Consider the following 18,891-nt stretch of genomic DNA (forward strand, 5'->3'; position numbering starts at 1 on the left):
GCTGACCTCGACGTTTCTGATCGCCGAGGTCGTCGCCGGCATCGCCTTCAACAGCTTGGCGCTGCTGTCGGACGCGGCGCACATGTTCACCGACGCCGCCGCCCTCGCCATCGCTCTGGCCGCCATCCGCGTCGGTCAGAAAAAGGCGACCGAGGAATTCACGTTCGGCTATCGGCGCTTTGAAATCCTCGCCGCGGCCTTCAACGCCATCCTGCTGTTCGGCGTGGCCATCTACGTGCTGGTCGAGGGCGTCAAGCGCATCGTCAATCCCGAGCCGGTCGGGTCGGTGGGGATGTTCATCGTCGCGGTGCTGGGCCTGGTCATCAACCTGGTCTCCATGCGCCTGCTCAGCAGCCACAAAGACAAGAGTCTCAACGTCAAGGGCGCCTATCTGGAGGTCTGGGCCGACATGCTCGGCTCGCTGGGCGTGATCGTCGGCGCCGTCGTCATCAAGTTCACGGGATGGCGCTTCGTCGACCCGATCGTCGCCATCGGCATCGGCCTCTGGGTGCTGCCGCGCACCTGGATCCTGCTGAAGGACACCTCCCGCATCCTGCTGGAAGGCGCCCCTCCGGGCATGGCCTTGGCCGGCGTGCGCAAGGCCATCACCGAGATGCTCGGCGTCGCCAGCGTCCATGAGCTGCACCTGTGGACCACCGGCGCCGACCAGGCCGTCTGCACCGTCCATGTCGTGCTGGCCGACGGGGCAGTGGGTGAGGATGTCCGCAAGGCCATCGCTGCGCGGCTGGAGACCGACTTCGACCTGCATCACGTCACGATCCAGACCGAGGTCGTGGAGTGCGCGGAGGAAGATCGGCACGCCTAGGCGGCCGGCTGAATGAGCGTAAGGCGCGTCCGCGTTCCGGGGCGCGCCAGGATTTTAGAGAGTGAGGTGACCCGTGGCCCAAGACGACCTGCACATCCTGAGGATCTATCTCGACGCCGAGGCGACCTTGAACGGCGTGGCCTATGACGCGGTGCTGATCGAGCGCGCCCGCGCCATGGACATCGCTGGCGCGGCGGTGCTGCGCATCGAGGAGGCCTTCGGCGAGGCGGTGCTGCATGGCGCCAAGGCCCGCGACCTGGCGCCTGAACAGCACCTGATCGTCGAGATGGTCGATACCCGGTCCAAGCTCGACGCTTTGGCCGCGACGCTCGAAGTGGCGGCCGATGTCGGTCTGGCGACCCTGGGCAAGGTCCAGGTCGTCGCCTATAGCGGCCACCGTCATCACAGCGCGCCGCCCGCCTGAGGCCGCGATCAAGCTAGCCCCGACCCGCAAGGGTCTATGTCGAGGAGCCGAAGATGACCGATCCAAAATCCCCGCTCAAGCCAGATCCCCAGCCCGCGCCGCCATCCGATCGTTCGCCCCCCGAAGAGGGCGGCATGATCGACGAGGGCGGCGTCTATCGCGGCAATGTCGAAGGCGTCGAAAGTGAAACCGAGACCCGCCGCGACGGCGGGATGATCGGCGAAGGCTAGGGCGCGCGGCACCAGGAGCGCCACCCGCGTTCGGGGACGCTCGGGTGCCATCCCGTCGCCGTCGGGGGACGACATGTATCCAGCTGACCTCAAATCCTTGACGGGCTTGCGCATCGTCGCGGCCGGATGGGTGCTCGTTTATCACTTCCGAAACCGGCTCGGCCTCGACCTCGAGCAGGTCGGCATGATCGACAAGGGCTACCTTGGGGTGGACCTGTTCTTCATCCTGTCGGGCTTCATCCTGTCCCACGTCTATGTGCGCGCCTGGGCGGAAGGTCGCTTCCCCTACAGCTCGTTTCTCTGGGCGCGCCTGGCGCGGCTCTATCCGGTCCACCTTCTGACTCTCGGCGCGACCATCATGCTGTGGGGGCTGGGGCGCTGGGCCGGCGCCCGGTTCGAGGCCGCGGCCTTCGATCCGGCCGCCATCCCCCAACATCTACTACTGGTCCACGCCTGGTGGGCGACGCCGACCGTGCAGTGGAATTTTCCCTCCTGGTCGATCTCGGCCGAGTGGTTCGCCTACCTGACTTTCCCCGCCTTCGCCCTGGCGTCGTTGACCCTGCGCCGACGTCCGATCGTGGCGGTCGTCCTGGCGGCAACCCTGTTCTTTTCGCTCGACGCCATCGTTCAGGCCTACGGCGGATCGCTGACCAGGCTGACCGCGCACGGCGGCGTGCTGCGGATCATCCCGTCCTTCGCCATGGGCGTGGCGCTCCATAGGCTCGGTTCGACCCGCGCGCCGCCCACGCTGGTGGCGCACACGGGCATGGGCGTCGCCGTGGTCTGGATCGTCGTGGCCGCGACGCTGGGCCTGGCCGATCGCTGGACCTGGCTGGGTCTGGCGGCGCTCATCTACTGCACCGCCGAGACGGCGAAGGCCGGGCGGGGCGGCGTCCTGGCCGGCGCCGCTGATGGTCTATCTGGGCGAGGTCTCCTACGCCGTCTACATGACCCACCTACCGGTCGACATCGCCTATTTCGAGCTGCTCGATCGCTTCGTGCGGCCGGTCGGCGGCTGGGCGTGGGTGGCCTGGGGCGGTGTCCTGGTCTTCTGCATGTTCGTCTCCGTTGCGGTCTATCATGGCGTGGAGCGTCCCGCGCGCGGCTGGCTACGCCGCCATGATCCGTTCGTCAGGCGGCCCGAGCCCCATCAGCCGGCCTGACGAGCGCGCCGTCCTTCTCGGTCCCGTCAAACAGGACGACGAACTCGCTGACCGTGGAGCCGCGGGTGATCGACACGTGCGCCACGAACGTTAGGGGCTCGCGGACCTTGGCGGTCGACTCCAGCCGACCGTTCCGTCGGTCGAAAACGAACCTCAGTCCAAGGCCGTCGGCGCGCAGCGTGGCGACGACGACTTGGTCGGCTTGGAGGCTTCCCAGGAGCGGGGTTACGCGGAAGTTCCAGGCCGCCCGGCGGCGAATGATCTCCAGCCGAATGGCCCCATTGTCGAGATAGATGCAATGGGGGTCTCCGCCATCGCCGTCGTGGTAGAGCGCCAGCACCCCCTCGAACCGGTGCATCCAGACCAAGATCAGTACCGCGACTAGGGCGATGAAAACCAACAGCACGGCGGCGGTCAGGGCTCAGGGGTGGGCGGCGGCATAGAGCGTCAGATCGTGGATCGGGGTCACGAGGCGTTGCTTCCGGCTAGTGACGGGTAGGACAGGAGGGGGCCGGCGCGCACCGACGCGCAGAGCCGCGGCATGCGGCCGATAGATTTCTGAGACATGGAATTCCTCGAACACGGAGGGCGCGGCCGTGGCCGCGCGGTCTAGGCGATGGATTCGAGATCGGGTTTGGGCGGACGGTCTTGCGGGTTGCTGGTCAGGCCCGTGCTGCGGTCGTTCGTCAGGTGGAACCGGACGACCATGGCGAGCGAGACCGTGGGTTCGATCGCATGGGCGGTCGACCCAAAGAGGGAGGGGCCATCGGCATGGTGCTGATGGGCGCCCGAGGCGGGCGATTCTGAGGTCTGGAGATCGGTCGGCGTCGACGGCGCCGAGACGCGATCGTCTGTCCTACCGACGGGGCGCTCCGGGTCCTCAGCGATCGTGGAGGGCGCGGCCCCGAAGAGGTCGGCGTCAAGATGGGTCCGGTCGACCGGCATCAGCAGGGCGAGCACCGCCATTAGCAGGGCGGCCATGGCCACCACCACCTGACGAAGCTGCCCTAACACGCCAACCCCCACGGTCCCCCGCTAGCTGCAATGCCGACACTCTTGCGCTTTCGGCCGATATCTTCAACGCTGCAGGCCGGTTGCGAGTGTGTTCAGCTATCCGTTTCGGACAGCGGTCCGGGCTGCCCGCGGGCTGAGGCCGTCTTTGACCCACTGCTTCACATAGTGGCTCCCGATATGGGCATTGGTCGGACCTGATGTCGATCCCAGCTTTCGGCCAGGGCGGGATACGCGAGACGTCCGGCACGTTCAGGAACGAGCGATTTAGGCTCCATCCCGCCGCCTGAGGCTGCCGCACCGCCCCGGCCCGATGACCCTTGAAGGTGTCGAGGGCTAAGTACTCTAGGCGGCGGCCCACTGGAGGTCAATTTCATCTAAAGCCGGCTAGATCGAGGTGAGGCGGGCTGTAGTACTCACCCGCAACACGCGCTGCAATTTTTCTGAATCGGTGGGCACGGAACGTCGCCGTAGGAGCAGTAGACGCAGCAGTCGCCCGGCTTGGGCTTCAGCACCGCGCCACAGCCTCGGCAGTCGTAGAAATACTGACAGGCGTCGGTAGGCATGGTCTCGGTCGCCTGGTGGCCGCATTGCGGACAGGTCAGGGTCGATTGCGGTTTGATCTGGACATCGCTCATCGGCGCGCACTCCGGATCAGGCCCAGGGCCCAAGGTTCGATGATCGGCTGCCAGAGCATGGCAAGGACGACGAGAAGGGTGGCCGCGCCCAACAGACCCATCTCCAGCCGCGAGGGGGCAACGCAGGCGTTGTCGATCCGACATCTCCGCGCCCGTCGCCAGGTCAGGGCCCAGCCCGCGCCGATGGCGCCGAGCGCCAGAAGGGTGAGCCAGGCGCGCTGACCCGCGATCCAGCCAAGACCGCCCAAGCCTAGGCCCGCCAGCGCCAGGGACATCGGCAAAATGCAGCAAGCCGCCCAGGCCAGCACCGCGCTGGCCGCCGCTGTCAGCGCGGTCCAGCTCAAGGCCGCCTCCGTCATGCGCCGGGGCGTTTCGTCGCCCGGTGTCCCAAGTCCGCGTCTTGTCATCACGCCATCACCTGCTGTTGCGATCCGCGCCAAGATGCCATCTGTAGCGACTACAGACTCAAGCCCTAATTGAAGACCGCGAACCATGGCTGGCCAGGCAATTCAGATCGGCGAACTTGCTCGCCGCACCGGCTGCAACATCGAGACGATCCGCTACTACGAGCGGATCGGCCTGATTTCCGCGCCCCTGCGCCGAGGACGCTACCGGACCTATGAGACCCGGGACGTGGAGCAGCTGAGCTTCGTGCGTAGAGCGCGGGAGCTGGGGTTCAAGTTGGATGAAGTCCGCGCCTTGCTGACCTTGGCGACCGATGAAGCCGCCGCCTGCGCCGAAGTTCGCGATCTGGCGGCGGCGCACCTTCACGACGTGCGTGCGCGGATCGCCGACCTTAGGCGGATGGAGCAGGTCTTGGCGGACGCTGTGACAGCTTGCGAGACCGGACAAGATCCAGGTTGTCCGCTGATCCAGGCGCTCGGCGCGAAGGGCCAAGGAACAGGGCGAGGCGCGGCTTCCGCCGCGACCGCGCCGGAGCCTTGATCTTCGCCGATGACCGGATCGGCGGGCGCGAGTTTTGGTTCGAGCCCGCCGACCGGGCCGCTATGGCTTGCTGATGGCGGTGACCTCGCCCGCGCCGTCATGGAGCTTCAGGTCGAAGGCGACCTTGTCGCCGACCGCGATCCCGTCCAGCAAGGCTGGCGCGATCTTGAAACCCATGGTCATGGCCGGCCAGCCGGCTTCCGGAATGGCCTGGTGGTCAAGGGTGATCGCACCGGCCGTCTTGTCGATCGCGGTCACCACGCCGACGCCCTTGGCCATCTTGTCGGCCGGCGCCATGTCCATGCCGGCCATGGCGTTACCTGCCGCTGGGGCGGGCGCGGCGGCCGGGGCCGACGCGGCGGGCGCCGTCGGCGCCTCGGCCTTGCGGTCGCAGGCGGCCAGGCTGGTCGTCGCCAGCAGGGCGGCGAGGGTCAGGGACAGGGTCTTCATCAGCTAATCTCCTTGAGCTGGGCGGAAGCGGAAAGAGCGGTTCGGGGTTGCCGGCGGCGCAGCAGCAGGTAGCCAGCCGGGATCACGAACATCGACAGCAGGGGCGCGGTCAGCATGCCGCCGATCATCGGGGCGGCGATGCGGCTCATGACTTCCGAGCCCGCGCCATGGCCCCAGAGGATGGGGGCCAGGCCCGCCAGGATCACCGCCACGGTCATGGCCTTGGGGCGCACGCGCAGCAGGGCGCCTTCGCGGACCGCCGTCTCGACCTGGTCGGACGTGGGGTCTGGACCCAGAGCCTCCATGGCGTGCTTGAGGTAGATCAGCATCACCACCCCGAACTCGGCCGAGACCCCGGCCAGGGCGATGAACCCGACGCCCGTTGCCACCGACTGGTGGAAGCCGGCCAGATAGAGCGTCCAGATCCCGCCGGTCAGGGCGAAGGGCAGCGTCGCCATGATCAGTCCCGCCTCGTCGAAGCGACGGAAGATCACGTAGAGCAGGACGAAGATGATCAGCAGGGTGGCCGGCACGACGATCTTCAACCGGTCGGCGGCCCGCTGCAGATATTCGAACTGCCCCGAATAGGAGAGGCTGACGCCGGGCGAGAGCCGCACCTTCTGGCTCACGGCCTGGCGAAGATCGCCGACGACCGAGGCCAGGTCGCGGCCGCGCACGTCGACATAGACCCAGGTGGTCGGCCGGCCGTTCTCGCTCTTGAGCATCGGCGGCCCGTCGGCGATCTGGACCTGCGCCACCGTGCCCAGGGTGATCTGGGCGCCGCCCGGGGTGAGGATCGGCAAGGCTCGCAGGCCTTCCAGGCTGCCCCGCAGCTCGCGCGGATAGCGGACGCTGATCGGATAGCGTGCCAGGCCCTCGACCGTCTGGCCGATGGTCTCGCCGCCGATCGCGCCCGATACGATGGACTGGACGTCGTCGATGTTGAGCCCGAACCGCGCGGCGGCGGCGCGGTCGATGCGGACATCGACATAGCGTCCGCCGGTCAAGCGCTCGGCCAGGGCCGAGCTGACGCCCGGCACGCTCTTGGCCACGCCCTCGACCTCGCGGGCGATGCGGTCGAGTTCGGCTAGGTTGGCCCCCGAGACCTTGACCCCGATGGGGCTCTTGATGCCGGTGGCCAGCATGTCGATGCGGTTGCGGATCGGCGGGACCCAGACATTGGTCAGGCCGGGCACGCGGACACGTTGGTCGAGTTCGGCGACCAGCTTGTCGGGCGTCATGCCCGGCCGCCACTGCTCGCGCGGCTTGAAGCGGATGGTGGTCTCGAACATCTCCAGCGGCGCCGGATCGGTGGCGCTTTCGGCCCGGCCGGCCTTGCCGAACACGCTCTCGACTTCCGGCACGGTCTTGATCAGCCGGTCGGTCTGCTGGAGCAGCTGGCCCGCCTTGGCCGCCGACAGTCCTGGCAAAGCGGAGGGCATGTAGAGCAGGTCGCCCTCGTCCATGTTGGGCATGAACTCCCCACCCAGGTGGGCGAGCGGCCAAGCGGTGGTCGCGAAGGCCAGCAGCGCGACCAGCAGGGTGGTCCTGGGCCGGCGCATCACCCGGTCGAGCAGCGGACGATAGGCCGCCGTCAGCACGCGGTTGACGGGATTGGCCGCCTCGTCGGGGATCTTGCCGCGGATCAGATAGCCCATCAGCACCGGGATCAGGGTCACCGAAAGGATGGCCGCCGCCGCCATGGCGTAGGTCTTGGTGAAGGCCAGGGGGCGGAAGAGCCGGCCTTCCTGGGCCTGCAGGGTGAAGACCGGGATGAACGACAGGGTGATGATCAGCAGGCTGAAGAACAGGGCGGGCCCGACCTCGGCGGCGGCCTCGGTGATCACCTTCCAGCGGGTCTCGCCAGCCAGGGTCTCACCCGGATGCTCGTGGGCCCATCGCTCCAGCTTCTTGTGGGCGTTCTCGATCATCACCACGGCCGCGTCGACCATGGCTCCTATGGCGATGGCGATGCCACCCAGCGACATGATGTTGGCGTCGACGCCCTGGCTCTTCATGACCAGAAAGGCGGCCAGGACGCCCAGCGGCAGCGAGATGATCGCCACCAGGGCCGAGCGCAGGTGGCCCAGGAACAGGGCGCAGACCAGGGCCACGACCAGGAACTCCTCCAGCAGCTTGCCGGTCAGGTTATGGACGGCCCGGTCGATCAGGCCCGAGCGGTCATAGGTGGTGACGACCTCGACGCCGGGCGGCAGGCTCTTCTTCAGCTCGGCCAGCTTGGCCTTCACCGCCGCGATGGTCGTGCGGGCGTTCTCGCCGGAGCGCAGGATCACCACGCCGCCGGCGACCTCGCCCTGGCCGTTGAGTTCGGCGACGCCGCGCCGCATTTCCGGGCCGACCTGGATCGTGGCCACGTCGCCGAGGCGCACTGGGACGCCGCCGGCCGCCGTCTTCAGCGGCACGGCCTGGAAGTCCTCGATCGTCTTCAGATAGCCGGTGGCGCGGACCATGTATTCGGCCTCGCCCAGCTCCAGCACCGAGCCGCCGGTCTCGGCGTTGGCGCCTTTCAGCGCGGCGACAACCTGTTGGTGCGTGACCCCGAAGCTGGCCAGCTTCTGCGGGTCGAGCACCACCTGGTACTGGCGGACCATGCCGCCGATCGCCGAGACCTCGGCCACGCCCGGTAGGGTCTTCAGCTCATAGCGCAGGAACCAGTCCTGGATCGATCGCAGCTGGCTGAGGTCGTGGCCGCCGGTCTTGTCGACTAGGGCGTACTCGTAGACCCAGCCCACCCCGGTGGCGTCAGGACCCAGGGCCGGACGGGCGCTCTCCGGAAGACGGCCCTGGACCTGATTGAGGTACTCCAGGACCCGCGAGCGGGCCCAGTAGAGGTCGGTCTTGTCGTCGAAGATCACATAGACGAAGCTGTCGCCGAAGAACGAATAGCCGCGCACGGTCTTGGCGCCAGGGACCGAGAGCATGGTGGTGGCCAGCGGATAGGTGACCTGGTTCTCGACCAGCTGCGGGGCCTGGCCCGGATAGCTGGTGCGGATGATCACCTGGGTGTCGGAGAGATCGGGCAGGGCGTCGATCGAGGTCGACCGCACCGCCAGGCCGCCGGCCACGATCAGCGCCAGGGCGCCCAGCAGCACGAAGAAGCGGTTGGCGACCGACCAGCGGATCAGGGCGGCGATCATGCGCCACCGCCGATCTTGGCGATGCGCCGGATGATCGGGTCGGCCGGCGGCGGGTCGAAGGCGAAGCGGACCTGGTCGCCGGCCTTCACGCCCTTCAGCAGCCTCGGGTCGGCGCGGAAGGTCATGGTCATGGCCGGCCAGCCGATGGCCGGCACGGGGCCGTGCGAGAGGGTGACGCCGTCCGGGGTCACCTGCTCGACGCGGCCGGTGGCTTCGGCCAGGGCCGGCTTGGCCGCCGCCGTGGGCTTGGCCATGGTCATGTCGCTCGGCGAGGTCGAAGGACCCGACGCCGGAAGCGGCTGAACCTGCAAGCCTGCCAAGCTGGCCTCGGAGTCGATCAGGAACTGGCCCGACGCGATGACCTTCTGACCAGAAGACAGCCCAGCCAGGACTTCCGTCCGGCCGCCAGCTTCGCGCCCGGTCCGGACCTCGACGGCCTGGTAGCGGCCGCCGTCGGCGGCCAGCATCACCACGTCGCGCGCCCCGGTGCGGATCACCGCCTCGGACGGGATCAGCAGGGCGGTCCGCGTCGCCGCGTCGAAGGCGATGGTGGCGAACAGGCCAGGCTTGAGGCGGCCGTCGCGGTTGGCCAGTTCGATCCGCGCCTGCAAGGTGCGGCTGTCGCCCTGGGCCTGCGGGAGCACGGCCTGGACCGTCCCGCGCAGGGTCTCGCCCGGATAGGCCGCCAGGGTGACGCCAACGCCCTGGCCCGGACGCAGCTGCCCGGCCTGCGCCTCGGGCACGGCGGCCGTGACCCAGACCCTCGAGAGGCCGTTGATCTCGGCCAGGGTCTGGCCCGCGCCCACGGTCATGCCGGCGCGCACGTCGAGCTTGGAAACGACCCCGCCGAGCGGCGCGGTGATGGTGATCGTGGTGCGCGGCCGCCCGTCTCGGTCGAGACCGGCGACCACGCCGTCGGGCATGCCCAAGAGGCGCAGGCGCTGGCGGGCGGCGGCGCTCAGGGCCGCGTCTCCGGTGCGCCGGACCGCCAGATATTCGGCCTGGGCGCCGCCCCATTCGGGAACCAACAGGTCGGCCAGCGGCGCGCCGGCGGCGATCACGTCGCCCGGCGCGCGGCCATAAACCCGCTGCACGAAACCGCCGCTGCGGGCCTGGACGACGGCGACGTCACGCTGGTTGAAGTCGACGATCCCGGTGGCGGTCAGGCCGCTGGAAAGCGCGCCTTCCTCCACGGTCGCCAGCCGGAAGCCGAGGTTCTGGGCGGCCGAGGGGTCGATCCGCACCCCCGCCGCCGGACCACTGGTTTCGGCCTCGCCGGCGTATTTGGGCGTCAGCGGCATGTCCATGAACGGCGACTTGCCCGGCTTGTCGAAGTGCTGGGCCGGGACCATCGGGTCGTACCAGTAGAGCACCTTGCGGCTGTCGGCCGAGGTCGCCGGCATCGGCGGCTTGGCGGTCAGGCGGGCCAGGCCATAGCCGCCGGCCCCGGCCAGCACGACCAGGGCGGCGCCGGCGCCGAGCAGGGCCTTCATCGAGGGGGAGGGGGTCATTGATCGTCGCTTCCGTAGGTGAGGGTCAGGCGGGCGGCGTCGATGGCGACGGCGGCCTCGCGATCTAGGGTGGTGAGCTGGGCCTCGGCCAGGCTCGAGAAGGCGATCAGCACGTCGGGCAAACCGGCCGCGCCGGAGCCATAGGCGGCGGTCTCCAGCTGGGCCCGCTGCTTGGCCAGCGGCAGCAGCGTGTCGCGGGCCCGCAGCCATTGCTCGTGATGCATGACGTGGTCGGCCAGATCGGCCTCGAGCTGGGCGCTCAGCGCTCGGCGGGCGTCCTCGCGCTGGGCGTCGGCGCGGCCGGCGCTGGCGGTGCGCGCGGCGATCATCGGATCCTGGCGGCTCTTGCCCCACAGCGGCAGGCTGATGCTGACCCCGGCCGAGACCATGTCGCCGAACATCGGGTCGCGGCGCTGGTAGGCCACTTCCCAGCTCCAGTCGGGCTGCTTGTCGGCCTTGGCCAGGGCGACGTCGGCCTGGGCTTGGCGGGCGGCGGCGTCCTTGGCCAGCACGGCGGGATGGCGGTCGATCGCGGCCCGAAGACTGGCGGGGGGGAGATCGAGGTCGGGCGCCGGACCGAGCGCCTCGGGGTCGGGATCTCCGGTCCAGCGGGTCAGGGCCGCACGGGCCCTCCCCAGGGCCGAGACCGCCTCGCTGCGGCGATCCGCCAGGGCCGCGCGCATCTGCGCGGCCTCCAGCGCCTGGGCGGGCCGCGAGCGTCCGGACGCGACGCCGGACGGGGCGGCGCTCCACAGGGGAGCCAGCTGGGCGACCACCCCGTCCAGGGCGGCGAGCTTGCGCTGGGCGTAGAGCAGTTCGATCCAGGCCAGCGCCGTGGCGACCCGGACCTGGCGGGCCTCGACCGCGCCCTCGGCCCCGGCCGCGACGATGTCGGCCTGCGCCCGGCCGATCCGCGCCTGGCGCTTGGCGGCGCTGGGCATGTCCTGGCTGAAGCCGACCTTGCCCATGGTCATCTCGTCGGTTCCGAACCGGCCGGCCGGCGGCCCCGAGACCGGGAAGTTGTCGAGGCCGACGGCGAGCTTGGGATCGGGCAGGGCGCCGGCCGCCTTGGCCGAGGCCTTGGCGGCCTCGACCTGCAGGGCCGCGGCGCGCAGCGCCGGCGCATTGGCCGCGGCCGCGTCGAGGCTCTGGGCGTAGGTCAGGGGCGCGGCGTGGGCGACGCTCGCCAAGCTCAGCCCGGCCAGAAGGGGGAGAATACGCATGGAGACGAAAATCCTGGAGGAAGCCGTGAGGGGCCAGCGCCCCGGCGAAGCGTTTGCAGCCGCTTCGCCGGGGCCGGACGGGACGGGCGAAGACAGGGGATCGGCCCCACCCGTCCCGGCCGAGCTAGCGAGCCAGGCAGGCCGGTTGGGCGGCCCGCAAATAGCCGCAGGCGCGTGGCGTGGCGGCCGAGACGGTCGTCGCGGAAGCTAGGCCGGAGACGAGCGCCAGCGCGGGAAGGCGGGGAGACATGAAGGTCATCCTTGAAGATCGAAAAGCCAGCCGGCGAAAGCGCGGGCGATCACGCGCGCCCGGCAGGACCGGGGCGTGAAACCAGCGATGGCGGGGATCGGCCCTCGGGCCGGTCCTAGGCGATCGTTCGGGGGGGCGGATCTTCGGGGATGAGGCGGTGGGTGCGGCCGCTGGTGTTGGACCAGCGGGTCTCGACGCGATAGCCGACGGCGATCGGGGTCTCCGAGCCCGGGCAGGGGGCCGCAACGGACAGGGCGCAACTGATCGCGCAGGCCTTGGCGCAATCCTTGGCCGACATGGTCTTGCCGTGATCGCAGCAGGGCTCGGCCTGGGCCACGTCGTCGCCGGCGGGGGCCATGGCGATCATGCTCATCGCGTCCATGCCGGCCATGTCGCAATCAGCCCGCGCGGCGTTGACCGCCAGCGGACTGAACGCGAGGGCCACGGCGGCCAGGAAAGCGAGCGCATGCCTTAGCATCGGGCGAGCTTAGCGCGGTCACACGGCCTCGTCATGTCCGGACAATCCCCGAATGCGATTTGCCGCGACGCGCGCGGACTGGCGACGGCTTGGAGGCGGGGCCTGAAAGCCGCGATCTGGTCCAATACGCAGCGGCCTGGACCATCCCTCGACCTTTGGCGCGGTCGCGGTGAATATTTTCAGAGGCGGAACGGGGGCGCCGTTCGCCGGTTGTGGGAGCATCGCAACCCGCTGGAAAACCTCGCCCCGGCGCGTGGTTGCGCCGGGCTCCAGGAGCGGAAAACAGTCATGGCCGAGCACCACGCGCCCAAAGACCATCAACACCACAGGCCCTACCTGCGCCTGGCCGCCATGACCGTGCTGTCGTTCCTGGCCATGTATGTCCTGATGTACGCCATGGTCGACAGGGCCGCGAACATCCATCCAAGCTTCAACCAGGCCTACATGGCCGGCCTGATGACCGCGCCGATGGTCATGCTCGAACTCGTGCTCATGGGCATGATGTATCCGCGCAAGGGCCTCAACCGCGGCTTGGTCGCGTCCAGCCTTGTCATCGGGGTCTTGTGCTTTGCGGCCATTCGCCAGCAGTGGCTGGTCGGCGACCGCGAGTTCCTGCGCTCGATGATCCCGCATCACGCTGGCGCGATCCTGATGTGCGGACGCGCGCCGGTGAAGGATCCTGAGATCCGCAGCCTTTGCGCCACGATCATCAAGGGCCAGCAGCAGGAGATCGACCAGATGAGCGCCATGCTCGCGCCCCTTCGCTGAGCATCGCCCGGTCGCCCCCGCGGCGATGGCGGGGGTCAACGCAACGGCCAGCGGGGGATGAAGGCGGGAACCCGCGCCCTGTAGTCGCGATAGGCGTCGCCGAACTGCGCCAGCGCCGCCTGCTCCTCGTGACGGGCCAGGCGGACGTACATCACCACCAGCACGGGGAACATCGCCAGCGTCAACAGCGTGGGCCACTGCAGCAGGAAGCCTAGCATCACCAGGATGAAGCCGGCGTACTGGGGATGGCGCACCCTGGCGTAGACCCCCGTGGTGGCCAGCTCCCGGTGGCGCTGACGGGCGTGCAGCGCCACCCAGCCGACCGAGATCAGCCAGAACCCGGTCCCGATCAGCACGAAGCTGGCGATATGGAACGGTCCGAAGTGGGGATTGACCCGCCAGCCGAACATCATCTCCAGCAGGTGGCCGGCGTCGTGGCTCCACCAGTCGACACTGGGAAAACGAGACTGCAGCCATCCCGAGAGCAGGAAGATGGTCAGGGGGAAGCCGTACATCTCGGCGAACAGGGCGACGATAAAGGCGCTGAACGCGCCGAAGCTGCGCCAGTCGCGGCCGGTCGCGGGCTTGAAGAAGCTGAACGCGAACAGGATGAAGACGGCGGCGTTGACCAAAGCCAGTCCCCAGAGGCCGTAGCCGTAACCGGGATGGGTCATCGCCGCTGCCTCTCGACCGGTTCGTTGGGATTGGCCGGCGCGTCCGCCGGGATGCGGCCGGGCGCGTCCTCTCGCCCGTGCTGATGGGCGCCATGGCCATGGTGCATGAACAGGTGCATCAGCGGACAGGCCAGTAGGAGCAGATAGGGCAAGACGCCGAGCACATGCGCGGCGTGCTCGGTGGTCAGGAAGAAGCCGGCGATCAGCAGGAACCCGACCAGGACGATCGTTCCGCGCCGACGCAGCTTTTGGTGTTGAACATCCATGGATCGCTCACTTCAGGCCTTGACGCCCTATCATAGGCCCGCGACCCGGGCGCCAAGTATAGGTAGAGGCCGCAGCGGCGGGTGGGGGCGGCGCCCGCGGGTCCCCGGAGGCAGGCGGCGATGTCTGCGGCCTTTGCGTATTGGCCCGCGGCGACCGAGCCTGAAAGGCTGCGCGGCGAGCATCATCACCAGAGGCAAGCCGCCCATGCACAGGAACAGGAAGAAGCAACGGCTCCACGGCAATTTCGGAACGGCCGCCCTTGAACGCGAAGCGCGCATCGACCTTGCCGAGCGGCCGGCCGGCGGCCTTGCCGTGGCCTTCCTCGGCGCGTCGGGCACGGTGACGGGCTCGCGCTACCTGCTGGACGACGGCCAGACCCGGATCGTGGTCGATTCCGGTCTGTTCCAGGGGGCCAAGGACCTGCGCCGCCTCAACTGGGCGCCGCTTGCGCCCGAGGTGGCCGACGTCGAGCAGGTGCTGCTCACCCACGCCCATCTCGACCATTCGGGCGCCCTGCCACGCATGGCCCGCCTGGGATGGGATGGGACCGTCCTCAGCACGCCGGCCACGGCGGCCCTTTGCCAACTGCTGCTCGCCGACAGCGGGCGCATCCAGGAGAAGGACGCGGAGTTCGCCAACCGCCACGGCTTCTCGCGCCACGATCCGGCGCTGCCGCTCTACACGGAGGCCGACGCGCGCCTGGCCCTGCGGCTGTTCGAGACCATCGGGTTTGGCGAATGGCGCTCGCTCGCCGACGGGATCAGGACGCGCTACCATCGCGCCGGCCACATCCTCGGCGCGGCGTCGATCGAGATCGACTGGAAGGGCCGGTCGGTTCTCTTCTCGGGCGATATCGGGCGCTATGACGACGCGGTGATCAAGGACCCCGAACCGCCGGCGCGGGCCGACTACGTCATCGTCGAATCCACCTATGGCGACCGCCGCCATGACCGCGTGGATCCGTCGCGGGCGCTGGGAGACCATATCGAACGGTGCATCCGACGCGGGGGAACCGTGGTGATCCCCGCCTTCGCGGTCGGTCGCGTCCAATCGCTGCTCTATCATCTGTCCCGTCTGCGCGCGGACGGCCGGCTGCGTGATGCGCCGATCTATCTGGACAGCCCGATGGCGATCGACGCCAGCGGGCTGATGTGTGATTTCATGGACGAACACAGGCTGAGCCGCGCGGCATGCGAAGCCGCGTGCGGCGTCGCGCACTATGTGCGCGAAGTCGAGGAATCCAAGGCGCTGACCGCGGACGCCACCCCCAAGGTGATCATCTCGGCCAGCGGCATGGCGACCGGTGGCCGCGTCGTGCACCATCTCAAGCGGTTCGCCCCGGATGAGCGCAACCTCATCCTGTTCTCCGGCTTCCAGGCGGCCGGCACGCGCGGCGCTGCGCTCGTCTCGGGGGCCCGGACGATCAAGATCCACGGCGAACACGTCCCCGTCCACGCCGAGGTGGCGAACCTGACCATGCTGTCGGCCCACGCCGACAGCGACGAGCTCATGCGGTGGCTGGGCGCCATGCAGGCGGCGCCGCGGCATGTCTATGTCACCCATGGCGAGCCGGCCGGCGCGCAGGTCCTGGCCAAGCGCATCGGCGAGGAACACGGCTGGCCTTGCACCGTCCCGACCCTCGGCAGCTGGGGGCGGCTGGCGTGAGCGTCCCAAGGCACGAGCAGGCCGACGCGAGGCCGGCGTCGGCCACGCTGCGCGCGCGTCGCATGGGGCTCACCGCGGCTGGCGGCGACATGATCGCGGTGATGCGGCACGACTGCCCGGTCTGCCGGTCCGAGGGCCTGGGGTCGCGCGCCCAGGTCGTCCTGCGCGCCGGCGGCCGCGAGGCGGTGGTGTCCTTGTTGCACAGCTCGGGCGACACGCCAGACCCCGGCGAGATCGGCCTTTCCGAGACCGCATGGGCCCGGCTCGGGGTCAAGGCGGGCGACCGCGTGGAGGTCGCCCACGCTCCGCCGTTGGCCTCGCTGCGGGCGGTGCGCCGCCGGATCTATGGAGAGCGCCTGAGCCAGGCGGCCTTTTCGGCGATCGTCGCGGATATCGCCGAGCATCGCTATAGCGACGTCCACCTCTCGGCGTTCGTCACCGCCTGTTCGGCGGCGCCGCTCGATCAGGCCGAGACGATCGGACTGACCAAGGCCATGGTCGAGGTCGGCGAGCAGTTGAGCTGGCCTGGGCCGATCGTCGTCGACAAGCACAGCGTCGGCGGCTTGCCGGGCAACCGCACCACGCCGATCATCGTCTCGATCATGGCGGCCGAAGGCCTGGTCATGCCCAAGACCTCCTCGCGCGCGATCACCTCACCGGCCGGCACCGCCGACACCATGGAGGTTCTGGCGCCCGTCGACCTCGACATCGCCGCGATCCGCCGGGTGGTGGCGCGCGAGGGGGGCTGCATCGCCTGGGGCGGGGCGGTTCGGTTGAGCCCGGCCGACGACGTGATCATTGGCGTCGAGCGGGCGCTCGACATCGACGCGGTCGGCCAGCTGGTGGCCTCGGTGCTGTCCAAGAAGATCGCCGCCGGCGCGACCCACCTGGTGATCGACGTTCCTGTGGGACCGACCGCCAAGGTGCGGAGCCTGGAGGCCGCGCGGGATCTCGAGGCGGCGCTCACCTCGGTGGCCGCCGCCTTCGGCCTGCGCACGCGGGTGATGTATGGCCCTGGGGCTGAGCCGATCGGACGCGGCATCGGGCCGGCGCTGGAGGCGCTGGACATACTGGCCGTGCTTCAAGGCGAGCCCGGCGTCGAGGATCTCGCCCATAGGGCCTGTGAACTGGCCGGGGGATTGTTCGAGCTGGCGGGCGTGGCGGCACCTGGCGCTGGCCTCGCGCGCGCGCGGCAAAGCCTCGAGAGCGGCCGCGCCTGGGCCAAGTTCAAGCGCATCTGCCAGGCCCAAGGCGGCATGCGCTCGCCGCCGGTCGCCCGCTTCCAGCGAGACCTGACCGCGCCCTCCAGCGGCCGGATCGCCAGCATCGACAACCGCAAACTCGCGACCGTCGCCAAGCTCGCGGGCGCGCCGATGGCCAAGGCGGCCGGGGTGGCGGTCCACGCCCGGCTCGGCCAGTCGATCGTCGCGGGGTCGCCCTTGTGCACCCTTCACGCCGAGAGCCCCGGCGAACTGGACTATGCGGCCGCCTTCGCCTTGAGCGACGGGGCGATCTTCGCGATCGCGGCGCCATGACGCCGCCGATCGTCTTCGCCTTGGACGGCGGCGAGCGCCTGGCCCAAGCCCTTGGCCCAGCGCTCGGCGCGGAGGCAGGGGTCCTGCTGCAGCGCCAGTTTCCAGATGGCGAGACCTACCTTCGGATCGACAGCGACGTCACCGAGCGCGATGTCATCCTGGTCTGCGGCCTCGAGCGTCCGGACGCGAAATTGCCGCCGCTGCTCTTCGCGGCGGACACGCTGCGCGAGCTTGGCGCGCGCGGGGTGGGCCTGATCGCGCCCTATCTGGCCTACATGCGCCAGGACACCCGTTTCCATCCGGGCGAGGCGGTCACGTCGCGTATTTTCGCGGCGGTGCTCTCGCGCCACCTCGACTGGCTGGTGACCGTCGATCCCCACCTGCACCGCCATCACGCCCTGGCGGAGATCTACCGAATCCCCAGCCAGCTCGTTCACGCCGCGCCGCTCATGGCGTCGTGGATCAGGCGGAACGTCGCCCGACCGGTGATCGTCGGGCCCGATCTGGAGAGCGAGCAGTGGGTGGCGCAGGTGGCGGCCGGCGCCGACGCGCCGTTCCTGGTCTGCCAAAAGCAGCGGTCCGGGGATCGTGAGGTCGACATCTCGATCCCCAACGCCGGCGCCTTCCTGGGCCGCCAAGCCGTGCTCGTCGACGACATCGCCTCGTCGGGCCGCACGCTCGCCGTCGCGGCCCGCCAGCTCAAGGCCCTGGGTTTTGCGCCGCCGGACTGCGTCGTGGTGCATGCGCTGTTCGCCGGCGACGCCGCCCAGGTCCTGGGCGAACACGTCGCGCGCATCGTCAGCACCAACACGGTCGCCCATGCGTCGAACGCCATCGACATGACGCCGGCGATCGCCCAGGCCGTGCGCGCCCTGCTGTGAACGGCGTTCGCCAATCCTCGGCCAGCCGCCGGGAGGCGAACGGCGAAGCCTCTTGACCCTGGACCCCGGTCCAACCCGCACAAGGCGTCCGCGAAGCGGCGCCGCATTCGCCGCTGCAGCCTGGCGCCCGCTCAGTTCGCCTGAGGAGGCCCATGGGGGACAAGCGTGTCGTTCATATCGTCGACGACGAGGAGACGATCCAGCGGTCGGTCGGCTTCATGCTCCGCGCCACGGGCTTCAGCGTCGAGACCTATCCGTCGGGGACGGCGTTTGTGGCCGTCGCGACGCAGGCCAAGATCGGCTGCGTCATCCTGGACATGCAGATGCCGGGCCTGGGCGGGCTTGAGGTTCAGGTCGCCCTGGCCGATATCGGCGTCGACATGCCGGTCGTCGTGCTGACCGGCAATGGCGATGTCGCCCTGGCGGTCCGGGCGATGCGGGCCGGGGCCGTCGACTTCCTGGCCAAGCCTGTTGAAAAGGCCATGCTGCTCGAAGCGCTCCATCGCGGCTTCGCGCGCATCGACCGGGCCGATGGCCGGGCGGCCGAGGAAGCCGAGGCGCAGGGCCGCGTCGAGGCTCTGTCGCCGCGCGAGCGGGATGTCCTCGAAGGTCTCGCCCAGGGGCGCGCGAACAAGGCCATCGCCTATGATCTCGGGATCTCCTCGCGCACGGTCGAGGTCTGTCGCGCGAGCCTGGCACGCAAGCTCGGCGTCCAGACCTTGGCCCAGACCCTGCGGATCGCCTTCGCGGCGGGGATGGGACGGCCGCCGCGAGCCTAGACGCTCGCCGCGGCG

At 69.5% G+C, this 18,891-nt stretch carries 22 protein-coding genes; 10 read left to right on the top strand and 12 right to left on the bottom strand.

Annotation, left to right across the window (positions count from 1 at the left end; all coding sequences use genetic code 11):
* From AX690_RS00940 to AX690_RS00950, 4 genes are all read left to right on the top strand, one after another.
* On the top strand, nucleotides 1–826 hold an 826-nt coding region (locus AX690_RS00940; protein ID WP_066730185.1), incomplete at its 5' end, for a cation diffusion facilitator family transporter.
* Nucleotides 827–899: 73 nt separating this feature from the next.
* Complete coding sequence (locus AX690_RS00945; protein WP_062099724.1) at nucleotides 900–1,250, top strand: DUF190 domain-containing protein; 351 nt, start codon at nucleotides 900–902, stop codon at nucleotides 1,248–1,250.
* A 53-nt stretch (nucleotides 1,251–1,303) separates the two neighbouring features.
* Nucleotides 1,304–1,480: a hypothetical protein gene (locus AX690_RS22595; RefSeq protein ID WP_156447825.1), complete on the top strand. Its 177-nt coding sequence runs from the start codon at nucleotides 1,304–1,306 to the stop codon at nucleotides 1,478–1,480.
* Between the two features lie 73 nt (nucleotides 1,481–1,553).
* The gene (locus tag AX690_RS00950) at nucleotides 1,554–2,603 is read left to right on the top strand and encodes an acyltransferase (RefSeq protein ID WP_062099723.1); all 1,050 of its coding nucleotides are present in this window, start codon (nucleotides 1,554–1,556) and stop codon (nucleotides 2,601–2,603) included.
* 8 nt (nucleotides 2,604–2,611) lie between these two features.
* On the opposite strand, the gene AX690_RS00955 is transcribed toward AX690_RS00950, so the two are convergent.
* The 4 genes from AX690_RS00955 to AX690_RS00965 form a co-directional block, all read right to left on the bottom strand.
* Nucleotides 2,612–3,049, bottom strand: a complete 438-nt coding sequence (locus tag AX690_RS00955; protein ID WP_062099722.1) for a FimV family protein — start codon at nucleotides 3,047–3,049, stop codon at nucleotides 2,612–2,614.
* 203 nt (nucleotides 3,050–3,252) lie between these two features.
* The gene (locus AX690_RS00960; protein WP_137803452.1) at nucleotides 3,253–3,657 is read right to left on the bottom strand and encodes a hypothetical protein; all 405 of its coding nucleotides are present in this window, start codon (nucleotides 3,655–3,657) and stop codon (nucleotides 3,253–3,255) included.
* A 413-nt stretch (nucleotides 3,658–4,070) separates the two neighbouring features.
* Nucleotides 4,071–4,292, bottom strand: coding sequence for a GDCCVxC domain-containing (seleno)protein (locus tag AX690_RS23960; protein WP_082769425.1), 222 nt, complete (start codon nucleotides 4,290–4,292; stop codon nucleotides 4,071–4,073).
* The gene (locus tag AX690_RS00965; protein WP_231732070.1) at nucleotides 4,289–4,636 is read right to left on the bottom strand and encodes an MFS transporter permease; all 348 of its coding nucleotides are present in this window, start codon (nucleotides 4,634–4,636) and stop codon (nucleotides 4,289–4,291) included. The genes AX690_RS23960 and AX690_RS00965 overlap by 4 nt, the downstream gene beginning before the upstream one ends.
* 148 nt (nucleotides 4,637–4,784) lie before the next feature.
* Between AX690_RS00965 and AX690_RS00970 the strand changes: the two genes are divergently transcribed.
* Nucleotides 4,785–5,237, top strand: coding sequence for a helix-turn-helix domain-containing protein (locus AX690_RS00970; RefSeq protein ID WP_066681850.1), 453 nt, complete (start codon nucleotides 4,785–4,787; stop codon nucleotides 5,235–5,237).
* Nucleotides 5,238–5,297: 60 nt separating this feature from the next.
* On the opposite strand, the gene AX690_RS00975 is transcribed toward AX690_RS00970, so the two are convergent.
* From AX690_RS00975 to AX690_RS00995, 6 genes are all read right to left on the bottom strand, one after another.
* Nucleotides 5,298–5,687: a copper-binding protein gene (locus tag AX690_RS00975; RefSeq protein WP_066681847.1), complete on the bottom strand. Its 390-nt coding sequence runs from the start codon at nucleotides 5,685–5,687 to the stop codon at nucleotides 5,298–5,300.
* Nucleotides 5,687–8,845 (bottom strand): efflux RND transporter permease subunit, encoded by a 3,159-nt coding sequence (locus tag AX690_RS00980; RefSeq protein WP_066730186.1) that lies wholly within the window; start codon nucleotides 8,843–8,845, stop codon nucleotides 5,687–5,689. The genes AX690_RS00975 and AX690_RS00980 overlap by 1 nt, the downstream gene beginning before the upstream one ends.
* Nucleotides 8,842–10,356: an efflux RND transporter periplasmic adaptor subunit gene (locus tag AX690_RS00985; protein ID WP_066730187.1), complete on the bottom strand. Its 1,515-nt coding sequence runs from the start codon at nucleotides 10,354–10,356 to the stop codon at nucleotides 8,842–8,844. The genes AX690_RS00980 and AX690_RS00985 overlap by 4 nt, the downstream gene beginning before the upstream one ends.
* Nucleotides 10,353–11,579: a TolC family protein gene (locus AX690_RS00990; RefSeq protein WP_066681845.1), complete on the bottom strand. Its 1,227-nt coding sequence runs from the start codon at nucleotides 11,577–11,579 to the stop codon at nucleotides 10,353–10,355. The genes AX690_RS00985 and AX690_RS00990 overlap by 4 nt, the downstream gene beginning before the upstream one ends.
* A 124-nt stretch (nucleotides 11,580–11,703) precedes the next feature.
* The gene (locus AX690_RS23835) at nucleotides 11,704–11,829 is read right to left on the bottom strand and encodes a hypothetical protein (protein WP_255357039.1); all 126 of its coding nucleotides are present in this window, start codon (nucleotides 11,827–11,829) and stop codon (nucleotides 11,704–11,706) included.
* Nucleotides 11,830–11,944: 115 nt separating this feature from the next.
* Nucleotides 11,945–12,307: a hypothetical protein gene (locus AX690_RS00995; RefSeq protein WP_062099714.1), complete on the bottom strand. Its 363-nt coding sequence runs from the start codon at nucleotides 12,305–12,307 to the stop codon at nucleotides 11,945–11,947.
* A 288-nt stretch (nucleotides 12,308–12,595) separates the two neighbouring features.
* Between AX690_RS00995 and AX690_RS01000 the strand changes: the two genes are divergently transcribed.
* On the top strand, nucleotides 12,596–13,075 hold the full coding sequence (locus AX690_RS01000) for a DUF305 domain-containing protein (protein WP_062099713.1): 480 nt from the start codon (nucleotides 12,596–12,598) through the stop codon (nucleotides 13,073–13,075).
* A gap of 35 nt (nucleotides 13,076–13,110) precedes the next feature.
* Here AX690_RS01000 and AX690_RS01005 read toward each other — a convergent pair whose 3' ends face one another.
* A complete protein-coding gene (locus tag AX690_RS01005) occupies nucleotides 13,111–13,749 on the bottom strand; it encodes an isoprenylcysteine carboxylmethyltransferase family protein (RefSeq protein WP_062099712.1) in 639 nt (212 codons plus the stop codon).
* On the bottom strand, nucleotides 13,746–14,015 hold the full coding sequence (locus AX690_RS01010) for a DUF2933 domain-containing protein (RefSeq protein ID WP_062099711.1): 270 nt from the start codon (nucleotides 14,013–14,015) through the stop codon (nucleotides 13,746–13,748). Before AX690_RS01010 ends, AX690_RS01005 begins: the two co-directional genes overlap by 4 nt.
* A gap of 133 nt (nucleotides 14,016–14,148) precedes the next feature.
* Here AX690_RS01010 and AX690_RS01015 point away from each other — a divergent pair, with 133 nt between their 5' ends.
* The 4 genes from AX690_RS01015 to AX690_RS01030 all read left to right on the top strand — a co-directional run bounded on the left by AX690_RS01015 (nucleotide 14,149) and on the right by AX690_RS01030 (nucleotide 18,876).
* Nucleotides 14,149–15,681 (top strand): MBL fold metallo-hydrolase RNA specificity domain-containing protein, encoded by a 1,533-nt coding sequence (locus AX690_RS01015; protein WP_231732072.1) that lies wholly within the window; start codon nucleotides 14,149–14,151, stop codon nucleotides 15,679–15,681.
* Nucleotides 15,678–17,216 carry a thymidine phosphorylase family protein gene (locus AX690_RS01020; protein ID WP_062099727.1) on the top strand — a complete coding sequence of 513 codons (1,539 nt, stop codon included), beginning with the start codon at nucleotides 15,678–15,680 and terminating at the stop codon, nucleotides 17,214–17,216. The genes AX690_RS01015 and AX690_RS01020 overlap by 4 nt, the downstream gene beginning before the upstream one ends.
* Complete coding sequence (locus AX690_RS01025; protein WP_062099709.1) at nucleotides 17,213–18,097, top strand: ribose-phosphate pyrophosphokinase; 885 nt, start codon at nucleotides 17,213–17,215, stop codon at nucleotides 18,095–18,097. Before AX690_RS01020 ends, AX690_RS01025 begins: the two co-directional genes overlap by 4 nt.
* Nucleotides 18,098–18,249: 152 nt before the next feature.
* The gene (locus tag AX690_RS01030; protein WP_062099708.1) at nucleotides 18,250–18,876 is read left to right on the top strand and encodes a response regulator transcription factor; all 627 of its coding nucleotides are present in this window, start codon (nucleotides 18,250–18,252) and stop codon (nucleotides 18,874–18,876) included.
* Nucleotides 18,877–18,891: the final 15 nt, after the last annotated feature.

It is taken from the genome of Caulobacter sp. CCH9-E1 (assembly GCF_001556515.1).
In the GTDB taxonomy this organism is placed as follows: domain Bacteria; phylum Pseudomonadota; class Alphaproteobacteria; order Caulobacterales; family Caulobacteraceae; genus Caulobacter.

Bases quoted from the DNA above. Each gene is read 5' to 3' on its own strand.
- AX690_RS22595 (WP_156447825.1), top strand. From the start codon at position 1,304: ATGACCGATCCAAAATCCCCGCTCAAGCCAGATCCCCAGCCCGCGCCG.
- AX690_RS00950 (WP_062099723.1), top strand. From the start codon at position 1,554: ATGTATCCAGCTGACCTCAAATCCTTGACGGGCTTGCGCATCGTCGCG.
- AX690_RS23960 (WP_082769425.1), bottom strand. From the start codon at position 4,292: ATGAGCGATGTCCAGATCAAACCGCAATCGACCCTGACCTGTCCGCAA.
- AX690_RS00970 (WP_066681850.1), top strand. From the start codon at position 4,785: ATGGCTGGCCAGGCAATTCAGATCGGCGAACTTGCTCGCCGCACCGGC.
- AX690_RS00975 (WP_066681847.1), bottom strand. From the start codon at position 5,687: ATGAAGACCCTGTCCCTGACCCTCGCCGCCCTGCTGGCGACGACCAGC.
- AX690_RS00980 (WP_066730186.1), bottom strand. From the start codon at position 8,845: ATGATCGCCGCCCTGATCCGCTGGTCGGTCGCCAACCGCTTCTTCGTG.
- AX690_RS00985 (WP_066730187.1), bottom strand. From the start codon at position 10,356: ATGACCCCCTCCCCCTCGATGAAGGCCCTGCTCGGCGCCGGCGCCGCC.
- AX690_RS00990 (WP_066681845.1), bottom strand. From the start codon at position 11,579: ATGCGTATTCTCCCCCTTCTGGCCGGGCTGAGCTTGGCGAGCGTCGCC.
- AX690_RS23835 (WP_255357039.1), bottom strand. From the start codon at position 11,829: ATGTCTCCCCGCCTTCCCGCGCTGGCGCTCGTCTCCGGCCTAGCTTCC.
- AX690_RS00995 (WP_062099714.1), bottom strand. From the start codon at position 12,307: ATGCTAAGGCATGCGCTCGCTTTCCTGGCCGCCGTGGCCCTCGCGTTC.
- AX690_RS01000 (WP_062099713.1), top strand. From the start codon at position 12,596: ATGGCCGAGCACCACGCGCCCAAAGACCATCAACACCACAGGCCCTAC.
- AX690_RS01005 (WP_062099712.1), bottom strand. From the start codon at position 13,749: ATGACCCATCCCGGTTACGGCTACGGCCTCTGGGGACTGGCTTTGGTC.
- AX690_RS01010 (WP_062099711.1), bottom strand. From the start codon at position 14,015: ATGGATGTTCAACACCAAAAGCTGCGTCGGCGCGGAACGATCGTCCTG.
- AX690_RS01025 (WP_062099709.1), top strand. From the start codon at position 17,213: ATGACGCCGCCGATCGTCTTCGCCTTGGACGGCGGCGAGCGCCTGGCC.
- AX690_RS01030 (WP_062099708.1), top strand. From the start codon at position 18,250: ATGGGGGACAAGCGTGTCGTTCATATCGTCGACGACGAGGAGACGATC.